The 15,357-nt window shown below is 60.0% G+C and carries 17 protein-coding genes; 6 read left to right on the forward strand and 11 right to left on the reverse strand.

Going from position 1 to position 15,357, the window contains the following annotated elements; genetic code table 11:
* Positions 1-74 precede the first annotated feature (74 nt).
* Positions 75-497, reverse strand: coding sequence for a nucleoside-diphosphate kinase (ndk, locus tag AC3EMP_RS14915; RefSeq protein ID WP_023673443.1), 423 nt, complete (start codon positions 495-497; stop codon positions 75-77).
* Between the two features lie 237 nt (positions 498-734).
* Between ndk and AC3EMP_RS14920 the strand changes: the two genes are divergently transcribed.
* A complete protein-coding gene (locus tag AC3EMP_RS14920) occupies positions 735-959 on the forward strand; it encodes a hypothetical protein (protein ID WP_023673442.1) in 225 nt (74 codons plus the stop codon).
* Between the two features lie 9 nt (positions 960-968).
* Here the strand turns inward: AC3EMP_RS14920 and bluB are convergent, their stop codons facing one another.
* The gene (bluB, locus tag AC3EMP_RS14925) at positions 969-1,604 is read right to left on the reverse strand and encodes a 5,6-dimethylbenzimidazole synthase (RefSeq protein ID WP_352462883.1); all 636 of its coding nucleotides are present in this window, start codon (positions 1,602-1,604) and stop codon (positions 969-971) included.
* 262 nt (positions 1,605-1,866) lie between these two features.
* Here bluB and AC3EMP_RS14930 point away from each other — a divergent pair, with 262 nt between their 5' ends.
* From AC3EMP_RS14930 to AC3EMP_RS14940, 3 genes are all read left to right on the forward strand, one after another.
* A complete protein-coding gene (locus tag AC3EMP_RS14930) occupies positions 1,867-2,379 on the forward strand; it encodes a DinB family protein (RefSeq protein ID WP_023673440.1) in 513 nt (170 codons plus the stop codon).
* A 446-nt stretch (positions 2,380-2,825) separates the two neighbouring features.
* Complete coding sequence (locus tag AC3EMP_RS14935) at positions 2,826-3,485, forward strand: hypothetical protein (RefSeq protein WP_023814918.1); 660 nt, start codon at positions 2,826-2,828, stop codon at positions 3,483-3,485.
* 393 nt (positions 3,486-3,878) lie between these two features.
* Complete coding sequence (locus AC3EMP_RS14940; protein ID WP_023711912.1) at positions 3,879-4,664, forward strand: GGDEF domain-containing protein; 786 nt, start codon at positions 3,879-3,881, stop codon at positions 4,662-4,664.
* A gap of 27 nt (positions 4,665-4,691) precedes the next feature.
* Here AC3EMP_RS14940 and AC3EMP_RS14945 read toward each other — a convergent pair whose 3' ends face one another.
* The 5 genes from AC3EMP_RS14945 to AC3EMP_RS14965 form a co-directional block, all read right to left on the reverse strand.
* On the reverse strand, positions 4,692-5,657 hold the full coding sequence (locus AC3EMP_RS14945) for a class I SAM-dependent methyltransferase (RefSeq protein ID WP_023738636.1): 966 nt from the start codon (positions 5,655-5,657) through the stop codon (positions 4,692-4,694).
* On the reverse strand, positions 5,641-6,315 hold the full coding sequence (locus AC3EMP_RS14950; RefSeq protein ID WP_023738637.1) for a class I SAM-dependent methyltransferase: 675 nt from the start codon (positions 6,313-6,315) through the stop codon (positions 5,641-5,643). Before AC3EMP_RS14950 ends, AC3EMP_RS14945 begins: the two co-directional genes overlap by 17 nt.
* Positions 6,316-6,484: 169 nt before the next feature.
* Complete coding sequence (locus tag AC3EMP_RS14955) at positions 6,485-7,480, reverse strand: glycosyltransferase family 2 protein (RefSeq protein WP_352709994.1); 996 nt, start codon at positions 7,478-7,480, stop codon at positions 6,485-6,487.
* 38 nt (positions 7,481-7,518) lie between these two features.
* Entirely contained in the window at positions 7,519-8,865 is a 1,347-nt protein-coding gene (locus AC3EMP_RS14960; RefSeq protein WP_352709997.1) for a class I SAM-dependent methyltransferase, read from the reverse strand.
* 8 nt (positions 8,866-8,873) lie between these two features.
* Positions 8,874-10,082 (reverse strand): methyltransferase domain-containing protein, encoded by a 1,209-nt coding sequence (locus AC3EMP_RS14965; protein ID WP_352710000.1) that lies wholly within the window; start codon positions 10,080-10,082, stop codon positions 8,874-8,876.
* A 471-nt stretch (positions 10,083-10,553) separates the two neighbouring features.
* Here AC3EMP_RS14965 and AC3EMP_RS14970 point away from each other — a divergent pair, with 471 nt between their 5' ends.
* Positions 10,554-11,030, forward strand: a complete 477-nt coding sequence (locus tag AC3EMP_RS14970; RefSeq protein ID WP_352710002.1) for a sterol desaturase family protein — start codon at positions 10,554-10,556, stop codon at positions 11,028-11,030.
* A gap of 33 nt (positions 11,031-11,063) precedes the next feature.
* On the opposite strand, the gene AC3EMP_RS14975 is transcribed toward AC3EMP_RS14970, so the two are convergent.
* The 3 genes from AC3EMP_RS14975 to AC3EMP_RS14985 form a co-directional block, all read right to left on the reverse strand.
* Positions 11,064-11,366, reverse strand: a complete 303-nt coding sequence (locus tag AC3EMP_RS14975) for a DUF982 domain-containing protein (RefSeq protein WP_023670262.1) — start codon at positions 11,364-11,366, stop codon at positions 11,064-11,066.
* Between the two features lie 158 nt (positions 11,367-11,524).
* Positions 11,525-13,606, reverse strand: coding sequence for an ATP-dependent helicase (locus tag AC3EMP_RS14980; RefSeq protein ID WP_352710005.1), 2,082 nt, complete (start codon positions 13,604-13,606; stop codon positions 11,525-11,527).
* Between the two features lie 50 nt (positions 13,607-13,656).
* Complete coding sequence (locus tag AC3EMP_RS14985) at positions 13,657-13,824, reverse strand: hypothetical protein (RefSeq protein WP_023684745.1); 168 nt, start codon at positions 13,822-13,824, stop codon at positions 13,657-13,659.
* Between the two features lie 136 nt (positions 13,825-13,960).
* Here AC3EMP_RS14985 and AC3EMP_RS14990 point away from each other — a divergent pair, with 136 nt between their 5' ends.
* On the forward strand, positions 13,961-14,113 hold the full coding sequence (locus AC3EMP_RS14990) for a hypothetical protein (protein WP_023693936.1): 153 nt from the start codon (positions 13,961-13,963) through the stop codon (positions 14,111-14,113).
* 237 nt (positions 14,114-14,350) lie between these two features.
* Here AC3EMP_RS14990 and AC3EMP_RS14995 read toward each other — a convergent pair whose 3' ends face one another.
* Positions 14,351-15,319, reverse strand: a complete 969-nt coding sequence (locus AC3EMP_RS14995) for a LysR substrate-binding domain-containing protein (RefSeq protein WP_023733891.1) — start codon at positions 15,317-15,319, stop codon at positions 14,351-14,353.
* Between the last annotated feature and the right edge of the window lie 38 nt (positions 15,320-15,357).

Here is a 15,357-nt window from a genome sequence, read left to right on the forward strand (position 1 = left end):
GCCGAAGCCGGGACCTGACCAAAGAAAAAGGCCGGCGAAGTGCCGGCCTCTTGCATACATTGGTTCGCGTCGGCTCAGCCGACGATCTCGGTGTCGGAGAACCAGTACTTGATCTCCTGCGCGGCGGTTTCCGGCGCGTCGGAGCCGTGCACGGAATTCTCGCCGATCGACAGCGCGTGCACCTTGCGGATGGTGCCTTCGGCGGCGTTGGCGGGGTTGGTCGCGCCCATAACTTCGCGGTTCCTGGCAATGGCGTTTTCGCCTTCCAGAACTTGCACGATGGTCGGCGCCGACGACATGAATTCCACCAGTTCGCCGAAGAACGGACGATCCTTGTGGACGGCGTAAAAGCCTTCGGCCTCGCGGCGGCTCATCCACACGCGACGTGAGGCGACGACGCGCAGGCCGGCCTCTTCCAGCATCCTGGTGATGGCGCCGGTAAGATTGCGCCGGGTCGCGTCCGGCTTGATCATGGAAAAGGTGCGTTCGAGCGCCATGGGGTCGTCCTTGTCTTGAGATGGAAAGTCTTGAGATCGGAATGTGGAGTGGCGGGCTCTATACAAGCCGCCCGGCCCATTGCCAAGGGGACGCGCCCCGGCAGCGTTATTCGGCCGCGACCGCCAGCATGGCTGTTCGCAACGCTCTGGTCAAAGGCAAGGCTTGCGGGAAAATGGTGATTGCGCAGGCACGCACGGTTTCGAACGGAAATCAGCGGAACGGAAAGACATCGGACCATGTTTGACGGGACGCGCTGGCCCCACCTCCACCTCAGACCGGGCGACATAAAAGGGAGCCTTTGGATTATCGGCATCTTGGCTGCCGTGGGCCTTGTTCTGCTGCTCTTTTCGGGTCGCCGCACAGATACGAATTTCGGTTTCGGGCCTGGATGGCAGTGCACTCCGATGCCGAAGGGCGACCCGATCTGCGTCAAGCTCATCGCCAAGGAAGAGACGAAGTGATGGGCAGCTTTACCGCCTGATCACCACCGGCTGCCGCCGCCGCTCCCAGCCTTCGCGTTCCAGTGTCGGCAGATCATGCTCCTCGCTGGCATAGCCGAGGCAGAAATAGCCGATCAGCGTCCACTCAGGCGGGGTGTCCAGGATTGCGGCCATCTCGGCGGCGTCGAGGATCGACACCCAGCCCATGCCGATGCCTTCCGCCCGCGCCGCCAGCCACAGCGTGTGCACCGCCATGACGGCCGAATAGTCGATGGTCGCCGGCATCGTCATGCGGCCGAGCCCATGGCCCTGTTGCGTCGTGCGGTCGGCGAAAACCGCGAACTGGCAGGGCGCTTCATTGAGACCGGCGAGCTTCAGCCGGGCATAGAGAGCGGCGCGCTCGCCTGAAAAGCATTCAAGAGCTTCGGCATTGCACCGCTCGAAACAGTCTCTCACCGCGCCCCGCCGCTCGGCGCTCTCGACCACCACGAAGCGCCACGGCTGGCTGAGACCGACGGACGGCGCGATGCTGGCAAGCTCCAGCAGCCGCTCCAGCGTACCCTCGGGCAAAGCCGTCCGCTCGAAGCGCCGCACATCCCGGCGCCAGCGCAGCAACGTGACCAGCCCGGCGCGAAAATCATCGGTGAAATCGGGGGGTGGTGGCATGGCGATCAGGAGACTTGTGTGGGGAAGAGGCAGTAGGCAGTAGGCAGTAGGCAGTAGGCAGTAGGCAGTACAGCCCTCAGACCCTATTGCCTACTGCCTATTCCCTAAGCTGCGGCCGCCGCCTCCTTCCAGCAAGGCGGGCTGAACGGACGGGTCGCGTCGTGTCCGGCGAGTTCATAGAACAGAATGGTCATTGGCGGCTGCGTCCTCGCGGTCTAATTAGGCGCCTGCGGCTGAAGCGGAACTCGTCGGCGGGAAAAAGATGAAACAGCATTTCATGATGTTCGCGGCCTACAATCAATGGGCCAATGGCCGCATCTACGATGCCGTCGCCGCACTTGACGAAGAAGAGTTCAATCGCGATGTCGGCGCATTTTTCGGCTCGATGATGGGCACGCTCAACCATCTGCTGGCCACCGACCGCATCTGGATGAAACGCTTCACCGGCGAGGGCGACGCGCCGGCAAAGCTCGACGCCATCCTGCACCGCGCATTGCCTGGTCTAAAGCTGGCGCGTGAGGCCGAGGACAGGCGGATCGTCGACTGGGTCGGCGGTTTGACCGAAAAGGCTTTGTCCGGCCGCTTCTCCTACATGACCGTTTCCGACATGCGCACCGTCTCGCAGCGGCTGGCGCCGGCGCTGGGACACGTCTTCAACCACCAGACCCATCACCGCGGCCAGGCGCATACCATCCTGACCATTCTCGGCCGGCCTTCGGTGCAGCTCGACCTGGCGTTTTTCCAACGCACCGACGAAGGCCGCGCCTACGCCTGATCTCCTGACCGCGCTTCCCGTTTAAACGCACGGGAGCGTTAACCGGTGCATTTGCGCGGCCGTCGATGCCCGGCACCAGCTCTGGATCCAAGCCGGGTTTGAGGACCCTGTCGGCACAACGCTGCCCGGTGACTGGGCCAGATGGCTGGGCTGTCAGTGGCCCGCCTTTTGTGGGCCTTCGGCTCCAGGCCGCCGCAGCCACAACCCGCTCCAACTCCGGTGGAATTTCTGTTTAGAGAATTAAACAAAGTTTAAATGTTGAAGCAAAAACATATTTTTTTTTAGCAGACCAGTGCACGCCTTGAGAACTACAATCCTTATTCTTGGAAAAAATAAAGAAACTATAAGGAAGACTCGTGCGTAGCTGTGAGTGCATAAGCATATGTCTGCTTTGGTTTGCTGGCATGTTGCAATGCACAAAGCAGAACGGCAACAAGGAGAGTGTCATGGTTAATATCACTCAAAAAATCGCTAGAACACTGGCGGCGGGTGCAATTATCGTCATTTTTGCCGCTCCCGCGAATGCAGGCGGCGGAATTGGCGTCGGTGTCGGCGCATCTATCGGCGGTGCTGGCGGCATCAATGCCGGTGTTGGCGCTTCGATCGGCGGCAGCGGCGGGGTCAAGGCCGGTGCCGGCGCCTCGGTTGGCGGCAGCGGCGGTATCAAGGCGGGTGCTGGCGCAACGGTCGGCGGCAATAGCGGCGTTACTGCGGGCCTCGGCGCCTCAGTCGGCGGTAGCAGCGGCATCAAGGCCGGCGCTGGCGCGACGGTCGGCGGAGCCGGTGGCATCAAGGCCGGTGTTGGGGCCACGGTCGGCGGCAGCGGAGGTATCAAGGCCGGTGTCGGCGTCAACGTCGGCAGCGGCATCAACGTCGGTGTCGGCGTCGGCATTGGCGGAACGCCGGGCACGCCCGGTACGCCCGGTACCCCCGGCACTCCAGGAACTCCTGGAACACCAGGCACCCCTGGGACACCCGGTGTCGTCGCCAGCATGTCGAACAGCCAGCTGACACGTATGAAGAAGCGCTGCGTCGATGTGCTCGCCAGCGAGGGCACCTACGACAGCGATCTGCGGCAGCTATGCCTTATGATCTCGCGTCGCTGAGACAGGTTTCGCCGGGAGTGTCGAGCCAGCCGTGAGGCTTTACGGCACTCTCCTACCGCATGGCCCAGACTTCCCGAGGGACATGCGCTGACGAGAAGCCTCCGGCCAGTCGGAAAGCCCGCCGCGCAAGTGGCGGGCTTTTTGTCGCCACTCACAAGGCAACCGATCGCGCCTTTCGATTGCCGGAGCGTTTTATCGTTTAACGGAAACGGTGAAACGCGCTATCCCTTTGTCTTGGTAATTCTCAGGGAAAGCGCCCACGCGCTTCTCCCGGGAAAGCTGCTCACACTTTCCTGGAATTGTTCTGGTTAACCACATTCGAATTGCAGGTAAGATTTTAGGGTTTCATTTGTGTTCCCGCTGCAAAATGGCGAACACAGTGGGAGAAATGGCATGCGGGTCGATCTTTCGCCCACGAGCTTGGGCAGGGTCATAGCAGTCACGGTTGTCGGCACGGCGATCTGTATCGCGGCGGCCTTCCTTGTCGATTCCTACAATTTTCCGTCGCTGTCGCCCGAAGCGTTGCGCTGGGCGCAGCTCACCGACCTGTTGCTGCCGCTCGTGCTGGGTGGATCGTTCTTCTCTTTCCTGATGTACAAGATGCGCCAGCTGGCGATCGCCCAGAAGAATCTGAGCATCGTCGCGGCGACCGACAGCCTGACCGCGGTGTTCAACCGCGGCGCGTTTTCGATGCTGGTCGAGGCCTATCTCGAACAGGCGCGCAGCCAGGCCGTCGTCGATGCCGGCGCCCTGCTGATCGTCGACGCCGATCATTTCAAGACCATTAACGATCGATTGGGCCACGATTGCGGCGATCAGGCGCTCAAGCTGATTGCGCAGACGATCAAGGCCCAGCTGCGCGGCGCCGACATCGTCGGGCGCATCGGCGGCGAGGAGTTCGCCATCTTCCTGCCTGGCGCCGACCCGTCGCAGTCCTGGCTGGTTGCCGAGGGGATCCGGCGGCGCATCCGCGAGGTCGAGTTTGCCCCGGATGGACGGCCCTGTCCCCTCTCGGTGAGCATCGGTGGCGTCGCCTTCAGCGGACCCACCACCTATGCCGACATGTTCCTGACGGCCGACCGGCACCTCTACAAGGCCAAATCCAACGGCCGCGACCAGGTCAGTTTCGAAACGACCGGGCCGCGCGGCCTGCTCGCCGGTGATCCGACGTTGCATTGAGGGTGAGCCTGCATGGCGTGCGTGGTGTTACAGGAACACCGATCTGACATAGCGTAGCGGGGCGGTTATCTTCCAGGATGTCGATTTCAGCAGGGCCTGGTTCGTTGCAATGAGACTCTGGATTTGTTGGTGTGCGGCCGCGATCTGCAAGCTTAGCTCATCCCGGCTTACGGCAACTTCGCGCAGCTCCCGCTCCGCCTCCTTGAGCAGATCGACATCGGAATCATGCAGGACAGGGGCGTTCTTCGAGAGACTGATATAAAACTCATGCAGGTGTAACTGACCCGGTTCATTCTTGTGAAACGCAAGTTCCCCCGACTTGATGTATCCGAGCGAACGAAGTTTCTTGATCAGAAATCGGAACGAGGCCGGCGTGAACTGCCACGCGTGAGCATCGTAATAGGCCGTGTCTACCTGAACGGCTTCGAACATGCTTTTTGCCTCTTCGTCGCTTTGCAGGAAGGCGACATCGTCAAAGGTCGGCTCGAGCCAGACGGTCTGTTTGGCCTTGGTGCAAACATACGAAACCTGGTCAAACAGAATTCCCGGCGTGTGGCGTTTGCGCTTTTCCGCATGGGCCTGCAGCGTCTGACCGACAGTGGACAGCGGCCGTAGCGCATCGAAGCAAAAGCGCTTGTCTGGTACCGCCAGCACAAGCCGTCCCCCGGGTTTCAGCAGTGTTTCGCAGTCTTGGAGGAAACGAACGATGTCGGTGACATGTTCGATCACATGCGAGGCAAAGATGAAATCGTATCGTTGCTCATAGCCGATAGTCTCGAGCAGAGTGCGGCCGTCCGAGACATAGTCGACCTCTTCGATCTTTGATGCATCGTCGCGATATTTCTCGCGCAGGCTGGCGGCGTCGGCATGGTCGACGATTTCGACATTGTAGCCACGGCGCTTTGGCAAAAGAGGATTGTAGCTTGGTCCGATTTCCAGGCCGAAGCCGCTCGGATCGAATAATGAAAACAGCAACTCATTCCTGTTCAGCATATCCCATTCCTGTCGTTATGGAGGTTTGGCGGGTGCCTTGCGGCCGTTTTTCGAACACGACCACGCTGTCGTAGACGGCGATACAGGCTGTCGATCGGGTGAAGGTAGAGACGGGGATCGCGCCTCTTGCGTGTGCCGCGTTTATCTCATCAAGCTTGTCCTTGACGAACTCCATGAAAGTCCCGGCTCGCTTCAGGCCGCCCTCATACTCATCCCAATACGCAGTATGAAGATCCTCGACGAGGTAAACGCCATGAGGGTCGACCTTGTCATACAGCAGCTCAAAGCTCTTCATTACGTGTCGCATGATATGACTTCCGTCATCGATGATGATGTCGAAGGCATCATATCTGTCGATGATCTGGTTGATCAGCGCCGGATCGTCTTGGCTGCCAGTGAATATCTCTATGCCGACTTCGTCATGCGCTTTGCAGATCGGATCGATATCGATGCCAATTACGCGAGCGCCGTGGCCGAAGTAAGCCTTCCACATCTGAAGGGAGCCGCCTCCGGACACGCCTATCTCGAGAATCGTTGGCGCTCTGTTTCTGAAGCGTTCGAAATGGCGCTCGTAGATATCGAAATAATGGAACCACTTATGAAGCCGCTTTCCTCCATTATTGAGAAAGTATCTGTGTAGAAATCCGTCTCCCAGCATCTGAAATCGACCCCAATACCAATATCTCGCGAGAGCCGCGCTGCCATGCCCGGCGCGACAACGCAGCCAGACTGGAGACCGGGAGTGGGGAGCAATTACTTGCTGGCCGTCGCGTGGGGAATGCGCCGAAGCCAACTTGCATAGTCGGACAGGCTATTGCCAGACGCCGCTAAATTGCGAGAACCCGGCTTACAAAGCTACGTGTAAATTCCAAAGATGCCAGTTTCGCAACCAAGTGGCTGCCGAGGAAAGGCCGTATCGCCCGCATGATCAGCCATCGCCTGATCCTCATCGTCGGCGTGATCCTGTCGATAAGCGCAAGTGCCGGCATCAGCAGTTCAGCGCTTCCGCACTGGCCTGCAATCCGGTAGGTGCCAGCCGCACTGCGAAAGAAACGCGGCGTTATCAGGTCTCTGGCGTAGTAGCGTCGCAAGGGAACATCGTCAGGAAATGCCACCAGAAGTTTGTCTGCGTAGATTAGAGCCGACCTAGCCATTCTTGCGCTATATGACGCGGAGTCACCATGAATGCGCCACGCGGACAAGGCCTCTCTCAGAAACCTGTTGGTGTAGCCCGCCCTGAACAGCCGCAGAAAAAGATCGTCGTCCTCGTAGCCGGAAAGCCGCTCGTCAAATCCACCTACCGCCTCGAACGCTTCGCGAGAGATGAGGGAGGCAGACGGGAGGACATACATGTTCTGGGACAGGCAGTTGAAGATCGTTCGTTTCGGATGTTCTGAACCAAGTCGCTTGAGCATCTGCCGAACCACTAAATTTCCATCCCGATCGTATTCGTCAAGGTCACTGTAGACCCATCCGAATGGACCTACCTGAGGCTCAGGCCCTGCCGCAGCTTCCAAAGTCTCGAGATGCTTTGGGTACCACCAGTCGTCTTGGTCAAGAAAAGCGATCAGGTCGCTTTTGGAGTTGCGGACGCCCATATTGCGGGCCGACGATTGACCGCCGTTCTCTTTCGCCAGGACACATACCCGGTTGTCGCCCCGGGCAACTTCCCGAGCGACTTCAGCACCACCGTCGGTGGAACCATCGTCGACAATGATTACCTCATCTGGCGGACGAGTTTGCTCGAGCACGCTTTTCAGCGACGCTCCAATGAAATTTCGACCATTGTAGAGCGGTATGCAGGCAACGATCGATCGTTTCATCTAATAAAAACCTTCACGGTGGCCAAGAACCGAATAACTCAAGCATTTAGGGTTTCACATCGAGGAAGTAAGCTTGTAAGATCGATCCTAAGGTTTTCGACATCCGGAATGAGGTTTGGCGGTACTTTCACCGATAAATCATTCTCTTCGAATGCCCGAAGAACAGAGAGAGCACGACGGTTCTGGCCTGCATATTTTAACGAAAGCGCTTCGTGATACTTCGCCCGCCAGATTAAATCGGCTTCGACGCCCGCTACCGAGGAATCGATTGACAGCTTTTTCCGGCACAGCAGATGTGCCGCACAGAGATGCTCGGCCGCGTGCAGGTAGTCGCCCTTGTGGATGAGCAGCAGCATTCCGCGATAGTAGGTCGAAGCCGCTATGCAAAGCGGCCACCGGTCGGCAAACTCCGCCAACGTGTTTATGTCATCCAGTCTGGGCCGCGCATCAGCAAGAATTGAAGCGAAGCTCTTTTCCGCCAGTTCGTACTTGCCGTGATCGATGGCCCCGCGAAAAAGGCGATAGCGCAAGCCGATTGCCAACGAAGAACCAGGAGTGGCGCGCGAAACCGCATTCTCCAGATACCAAAGGATCTTACTCTGCCAACTTTCGGTGGGTTGGAATTCGATCGGTTTGCGCGATGCATAGAACAAGGTGCTGTCTGCGCTTTTGTCGACGGATACGAATGGCAATCCCGCTTCATCGAACAGCCGTGTCAGCGCTTCAGCGCTAAAGACGATCGTGTGAGCTCCAGGTGACAGCAGAGCCAGAAGGGTGGATTGTTCAGTGGCAGGATTGATCCGCTCGGGATTGGGCGTGGTCAGGACAATCACCCCGTCCTCGGCCAAATACGATTTAAGGATTGCCAGAAAGCCGGTCACATCGTGAATGTGCTCGATTACCTCCGAGCAATGCACCACATCGTACAGATATTGTGGATTGGCGTTCAGCGGCGCAAAATCGCGGACGATATCGAGGCCGAGTTGATCCCGCCCCGCGCCACCATACTGTGAAGGCTCGAAGCCCTTGGCCTCCCAGCCGGCGATGGTGCGAACGGCATCCAGGGCAAAGCCGAAACCGCAACCGATATCGACGACTCTGCCGACTCGACCTTCTGGAACGACCCTGAGAATGTTCCGCGCGACAGTGTCGATGGAGGCGTTCATTTCAACGTAGTTGCGGATACCCAACGGGTTGGTGTGTTCCGTATAGTCGATTGATGGGAACGGGTGATAAATCAGCGACGCACATTGATCGCATCGGTAAAGCGACATCGTGCCGGCGCTCAGAACTTTTGCCTTGGCATTGGCGCCACCACACGCTGGGCAAACGAATTCCGCCGGGGCCGGTGGGCAGTCGAAGTTTATGAATCCCCTCTCTGGCATCGGTGTGATCAGTGCTTCGGATAGGCTTTGCTGTGGTCCATGGAATCGCTGCGCTGGAGCGGCCAGGAAACCGCACCATCCGGAAGATCGAAAGTCTTGCGCGCCAGGACATAGGACGCCGCCATTCCATCGTGGAGCGCAAATTCGAGCATGGGACCTTCCCGGAACGCCGGGTGCACATACATTTTGACCGGCGTCGTCATTCCGACTTCGAGGATCTCGAAGCCCATCTCAGGTGCGAACAGGACTTTCAAGCCTTCGCTCGAAATCCGCCAGAAATCGTTGGGCATTTCATGGACTGGAAAGGCTTGAGGCACCGAGTGCAGGGTCAGGCCTCCGACCTTCAGCACCCTGTTGATTTGCGCCGCCAGCAGCCACGGACAACTAAGATGCTCCATCACCGCATAAGAGAATATTCCGTCTATTGAGCCGGGCTCGAAATGCTCACCCAGGAAATGTGCGTCTGCCACAACGTCGACGCCTGGCGCTTCATGAATGTCGACACCGATGAACTTGCACTCGGGCTGGAACTGCCCTGCCTGTAGCGAAGATGACGGCCCCACGACACGCGCACCGATTTCCACGACGACACCACCGGTCCTCTTCATCTCATCGGCAAAGCGCCGTTGCGTGAACATCGGCTCGGGAAGGACAGTATTGACAGGATGATTGGCCGAAAGTGCGGAGATTTCGAATTCCGCCGAGCCATCGACGGTCTCGATTTCCAAAACCACCGGCCGGAAGGGACTGCAGGCCAAGTAGGCCGAGAAGCCGCATTTCATTGAATGCAGTGATGGGAAGAAGGTCGCCAAGTCGGATCGGTCGTGGAAGTCCGAAACCTCTACCCGAAAATCCCCGCTCTTCAGCCGCATCACCGTGATCGGGAGGTCCCAAGCATGGGCCCAGCCTTTTACGAACACGCCATACGTATCGCACCACAGATTGTCGATCAAATGGACAAATTTTTCGGCATGCGGTGCTTCGGCATGCGGTGGCTCCGCAGACGATTCTTCGGGAGGCGGTGCTTCGGAAGGTGGCGCTTCGGGAGGCGGTGCCGCAAAACTCAGCGAATTGGTCGTGTCGAGGTCAGGCTGTTTTCGAAAAGCAAAAAGCTGTCGAAAACCGGGTCGACCGGCTGCTGTGAACAGAGAGCCAAGATTGGCTCTATTCAAAAGGCTGCCCAGTCGGTACGTCAATATACCCTGTGTATTCTGCAACGCCCCACCCATTCCTATGCTGATATAGTTGCTGGTTTCTGCTAAATAACGTGTTCAGCGCACAGGTCGCTTGATCGTCCTCCCGGTTCACCAAGGCACGTTAGCCCTCAAAGCTTGATCGCACAATATGCTCTGAGAGTTATGTACATCAAGAATTGATCTACGTGGGGTGCGAGTTTTCGTAAAGCAAAAATTGAAAATTGCGCCCAAGTTTTGGTGCAGCGGCGGCCAACATATTTGTTTCCGTGGCGCAGGTAAAACTACCGCTTCTGAGAACGACTTCGCGATAACCACGATGTTACACGAAAGCGGTGGAGAATATCGTTATACAACCAAAATCTCGATTTTTCTGGCGATAAGCAGCCGCCAGCCGCCGTCAGCAATCCGTTCATCTCTTAGCATTAATCTCTGGCGAGCTGATCTTCGGCCCAACGAGGGCAGGGTGCCTCAAGGCGGTGCCGGTCATAGGAGATGGATTGGCTGGCAGCGCACCGCGTCCATCCTGTCGACCAGATCCTGACCAAATCGGCGTCGTTCCTGCCGGTCTTCGCTCTCGATTTTTCGAACCCCGCCATACTGGTCTTCACAGTGATCTATCAATGGCAGTCGCTGTTCATCCATTCGAACACGCGCATCACGGTCGGACCGTTGAAATGCCTGCTGGCGTCACCGCGATTTCATCACTGGCATCATGCCAATGAGCGCGAAGCCTGGGACAAGAATTTCGCCGGGCAGCTGCCTTTGCTCGACATGCTGGGAGGCACATTGTTCATGCCCGACAGGATGCCGCAGAAATACGGCACCGATGACCCGGTTCCCTCGCTCTATCATCGGCAGCTTGCCTATCCCTTTGTCGGCGATCAACTCTTTGTCGGCAACACCGAACAGACCGCCCCGTCGGCAAGGCTGGCACAGGCCTCGCCGACGTCTGCCGGCAAGTCCGAGTGATCTTTTTGCTGGGCAGGCCCGGTCCCGGCCGTCTCAGACGGCGTAGCCGCCATAACCGTGTGCGACCGGCTTGACCGAGACGGCCGGCTGGACCGCGGGCCAGAGGATGCCTGCCGTGACTGCAAAGGTGATCAGGGCATCGCGTGCGGCCTCGGTCGAGATTTCGCCGGCGCGTGCCGCCTCGCAGGCCCTCACGGCCGCGCCATAGCTCAGGCGCCGGCGTGACGGCGGAAATTCGGTCAGGAAATCATGCATCTCGAACAGCGAGGCGAGCATGCGTTTGTGGCCGGCGCCAACGCTAACGGCAACCGGGGTGAAGAACATCGCGTCGTGCATTCTGGCCTCTCTGGATGGGCGGAAGGGCGGCGGCCGCCGCCCTCCGATCGCGGGTTGGACGCCAGAAAACGCGGCTGGCGGCCCGAGGTTCCCTGAGAGATGCCATGACAGGACGATTTGCTCTTGAGGTCGCTCCCTGCCGGCATTCGCGGTTGCGGCTATTTCCACATGCCGCGCATGCGGGCGCCGAGGTCGACGCGGACTTCAGGTCTGTGGCGCGGATCGTCCTTGGCGTGGACGCTCGCCCACGACGTCTGCTCGAAGGCGCCGAGGATCGAGGCCGGGATGAAACGGGTTCGCGAGGCATAGACGTGGCGGTCGCCGCGCGCTGCCTGGCCGTGGGTGAAGAAGCGCTGCGGCGTCACCAGATGCAGGCCGTCCTTGGCCCGCGTCATCGCGACGTAAAGCAGCCGGCGCTCCTCCTCGATGTCCTCCTTGGTGCCGACGCCGAGATCGGCCGGGATGCAGCCATCGACGGTGTTGAGCACGAAGACGTTCTTCCATTCCTGGCCCTTGGCCGAATGGATGGTCGACAGGATCAGATAGTCCTCGTCGCGGTGCGGCGGCCCGGCCTGGTCGCTGGTCGCATCCGGTGGATCCAGCGTCAGCTCGGTCAGGAAGCGCTCGCGCGAAGCATAGCCGGAACCGATCTGCTCGAGCTGCATGAGGTCGGCCCGCCGCGTCGTTGCATCATCGTGCATGCGCTCGAGATGCGGCTCGTACCACAGCCTGACCTGTTCGAGATCGGCCGGCCATTTCCCCGACCGGGCGCGCAGGCCGGAATAAAGCGCAACGAAGGCCGGCCAGTCCTCAGCCGCGCGTTGCGGCGGCCGGTAGCGGGCCAGCCCCATTTCCTCGTCGAGCGATGTCGCCATGGTCTCGACGATGGTGCTCGCCGCCGAAGGGCCGATGCCGGGCAGGAGCTGCAGCACGCGGAAGCCGGCGACGCGGTCGCGCGGGTTCTCGGCAAAACGCAGCACCGAAAGCACATCCTTGACATGGGCGGCGTCGAGGAATTTCAGCCCGCCGAACTTGACGAAGGGGATGTTGCGGCGCGTCAATTCGATCTCCAGCGGGCCGCTGTGGTGCGAGGCGCGAAACAGCACCGCCTGCGATTTCAGCACCGTGCCGGCCTCGCGCTCGGCAAGGATGGCCTGGCAGACATAGTTCGCCTGCTCGGCCTCGTCGCGCACGCTGACCAGTTTCGGCCTTTGCGAGGATTTGCGCTCCGACCAGAGCTTCTTGGTGAAGCGCTCCGATGCCTCCGAGATGACCGCATTGGCTGCCGCCAAAATGGTCTCGGTCGAGCGGTAGTTGCGCTCCAGCATGATGACATCGGCGGCTCGCGCGAATTGTTGCGGGAAATCGAGGATGTTGCGCACGTCCGCGGCGCGAAACGAATAGATCGACTGCGCGTCGTCGCCCACCACCGTCAGTCCGGCGCCGTCCGGCTTCAGCGCCGAAAGGATCGAGGCCTGCAGCCGGTTGGTGTCCTGGTATTCGTCGACCAGCACATAGTCGAAACGCGAGCCGAGATGCGCCGCGATCTCCGGCTCGGCGGCCATCTGCGCCCAGTAGAGCAGGAGGTCGTCGTAATCGAGCACGTTCTGCGCCTGCTTGGCTTCGACATATCGGGCGAACAGCGCCTTCAGTTGTTCGGTCCAGCCGGCACACCAGGGAAAGGCCGAACCCAGCACCTCGCCGAGCGGCGCTTGCGCGTTTACTGCGCGCGAATAAATCGCCAGGCAGGTGCCCTTGGTCGGAAACCGGCTTTCGGTCTTCGAGAATCCAAGCTCATGCCGGGCAAGATTCATCAGGTCGGCGGAATCCTCGCGGTCATGGATGGTAAAGGCGGGGTCGAGGCCGATCGTCAGCGCATAGTCACGCAGCAGCCTGGCGCCGATGCCGTGAAACGTGCCGGCCCAGGCCAGCGCATCGGCGATGACGGACGCGTCTCGGCCCAGCACCTCGCCGGCGATGCGTTCGACCCGCCTAGCCATTTCGGTGGCGGCGCGGCGCGAGAATGTCATAAGCAGAATGCGTCTGGGATCAGCCCCCTTGACGATCAGATGCGCAACCCTGTGGGCGAGCGTGTTGGTCTTGCCGGAGCCGGCGCCGGCGATCACCAGCAGCGGCCCGGCGATCTGGCCGTCGCCATGTTCGACGGCGAGCCGCTGCTCGGCGTTGAGCTTCGCCAGATAGGCGGGCTGCAAGGACGAATCATTGATGGCGATGGTCATCGCCTATCAAGCATCGTTTCCGCTTTGTTCGCAACGGGCGGAAGTCGCCCTTACCGCCGTGGCGCGACACCCGTTGCCGCCGACTGGCGCCGCAAGGCGGCGCGTTCGTCGCCAGGCACCGGCAACGGATCGAAATTGTCGGGCACGTCCTTGATGATCTCCTTGGCGATGCGATAGGTCGCGTAAGCGAAAAGGCCGGTAATGAGCAGACGGATCATGGCGCGATCTCCTTTGGGCAACCAACCTCAGAGCCGCCGTTTGGTTCCAGCCGACGCGGCGTCGTTTGCGAGCGTGCAACCAAAGCCGAACCACCTCGTTGCCTTACGAAGGAGAGGGCAGACCTAGGAGGTCGCCATGAAGAGGCTTCTGATTCTGCTAGCCGCCAGCTTGGCGCTCGCCGCCTGCGACGGCGACATCCAGCCAACCAAAGCCCCGGTGCTCGATCAAACTCCGCAGACGGATTCGGCGCCAAAGCCGGCGGCCAGCGGCGATCAGCCGGCGCAATGATCGTTTTCCGGCGGGAGACGAGAAATGGCTTTCAGGAGAAGAAGGCCGGCGCCGCTTGGGAGGTGAGCTGATAGCGCCGGCCAGGCGGATATCAGGTCCGCCGCAACAACCGAAGATAGCTGAGTCTCTCGCCTGCGTCATGAGGTGGCAGTTTTCGTGCCGGTTCTGCTCGTGCCGTCTGCGCAAAACCAGCTGAAACGGCCGCAAATCCCGCAAGGCCGCGGAAAGAATCCGACCTCAGGCCATCGCCTGCCGCAGCACCGGGCCGCCGGCAATCCCGGCGTCCAACTGGCACTGCGTCAGCGCCGCCTCGGCCATTATCCACTGCTTGAACAGTTCCACCTTGCGCGTGTAGGGCGCGGTGACCGGGCAGACGAAATACCAGCCGGCGGTGTTGGGGTGATGCACGGCAAACGGCGCCACCAGCCTATCTGCGCGGATCTCGCTCGCCATATAGGCGCGGTTGGCGACTGCAAAGCCCATGCCGGCATTGGCCGCCTCATAGGACATCATGCAGGAATCGAAATAGATGCTCTTGGTCTCGCCGAGCACGGAACTCGCGCCGGCAAAACCCAGCCACGACTGCCAGTTCTGCGTGCAGGTGTCGGAATGCAGCAGCGTGAAATGCCTGAGGTCGTCGGGCGTCACCTTTGACGGCGGCCTGTCGCCGAGAACCTCGTGGAACAGCTTCCTGCTGCACACCGGCGTCAAATCCTCCTTGAACAGCAGGTCTGCCTTGAGGTCGGGAAAGCTGCCGTCGCCATAGCGGATCTCGAGGTCGAACTCGGAGGTGGCGAACTCATTGGTGGCGTAGGAGGTCGAGACCCGCATTTCGATTTCGGGATATTGCCGCTGGAACAGCGGCAGGCGGGCAAACAGCCAGCGCGCCGCGAACGTCGGCAGCACCGAAATCTTCAGCACATGTGCCTGCGACTGTCCGGTCGCCTCCATGCTGGCCGCCACGATGCGCTCCAGCGCCTCGCGAACGCGCGACACATAGGTCTCGCCCTCGGGCGTCAGCGACACCGCATTGCCGCCGCGCTGGAAGATCTTGAAGCGCAGCTGTTCCTCGAGGCTTTTGACGCGCTGGCTGACGGCGGAAGCAGTAATAAACTGCTCTTCGCCGGCGCGCGTGAAGTTACGGTGCCGGGCGGCACTTTCGACAATCTTCAGCGAATTGAGGTTGACCTGACTGAGCAGACGCACGCGTTTCGACCTTAAGCTGGGCTTACACTAGCACCAGC

This window comes from Mesorhizobium sp. P160219 (assembly GCF_057786095.1).

Bases quoted from the DNA above. Each gene is read 5' to 3' on its own strand.
- ndk (WP_023673443.1), bottom strand. From the start codon at position 497: ATGGCGCTCGAACGCACCTTTTCCATGATCAAGCCGGACGCGACCCGG.
- AC3EMP_RS14920 (WP_023673442.1), top strand. From the start codon at position 735: ATGTTTGACGGGACGCGCTGGCCCCACCTCCACCTCAGACCGGGCGAC.
- bluB (WP_352462883.1), bottom strand. From the start codon at position 1,604: ATGCCACCACCCCCCGATTTCACCGATGATTTTCGCGCCGGGCTGGTC.
- AC3EMP_RS14930 (WP_023673440.1), top strand. From the start codon at position 1,867: ATGAAACAGCATTTCATGATGTTCGCGGCCTACAATCAATGGGCCAAT.
- AC3EMP_RS14935 (WP_023814918.1), top strand. From the start codon at position 2,826: ATGGTTAATATCACTCAAAAAATCGCTAGAACACTGGCGGCGGGTGCA.
- AC3EMP_RS14940 (WP_023711912.1), top strand. From the start codon at position 3,879: ATGCGGGTCGATCTTTCGCCCACGAGCTTGGGCAGGGTCATAGCAGTC.
- AC3EMP_RS14945 (WP_023738636.1), bottom strand. From the start codon at position 5,657: ATGCTGAACAGGAATGAGTTGCTGTTTTCATTATTCGATCCGAGCGGC.
- AC3EMP_RS14950 (WP_023738637.1), bottom strand. From the start codon at position 6,315: ATGCTGGGAGACGGATTTCTACACAGATACTTTCTCAATAATGGAGGA.
- AC3EMP_RS14955 (WP_352709994.1), bottom strand. From the start codon at position 7,480: ATGAAACGATCGATCGTTGCCTGCATACCGCTCTACAATGGTCGAAAT.
- AC3EMP_RS14960 (WP_352709997.1), bottom strand. From the start codon at position 8,865: ATGCCAGAGAGGGGATTCATAAACTTCGACTGCCCACCGGCCCCGGCG.
- AC3EMP_RS14970 (WP_352710002.1), top strand. From the start codon at position 10,554: ATGGATTGGCTGGCAGCGCACCGCGTCCATCCTGTCGACCAGATCCTG.
- AC3EMP_RS14975 (WP_023670262.1), bottom strand. From the start codon at position 11,366: ATGCACGACGCGATGTTCTTCACCCCGGTTGCCGTTAGCGTTGGCGCC.
- AC3EMP_RS14980 (WP_352710005.1), bottom strand. From the start codon at position 13,606: ATGACCATCGCCATCAATGATTCGTCCTTGCAGCCCGCCTATCTGGCG.
- AC3EMP_RS14985 (WP_023684745.1), bottom strand. From the start codon at position 13,824: ATGATCCGTCTGCTCATTACCGGCCTTTTCGCTTACGCGACCTATCGC.
- AC3EMP_RS14990 (WP_023693936.1), top strand. From the start codon at position 13,961: ATGAAGAGGCTTCTGATTCTGCTAGCCGCCAGCTTGGCGCTCGCCGCC.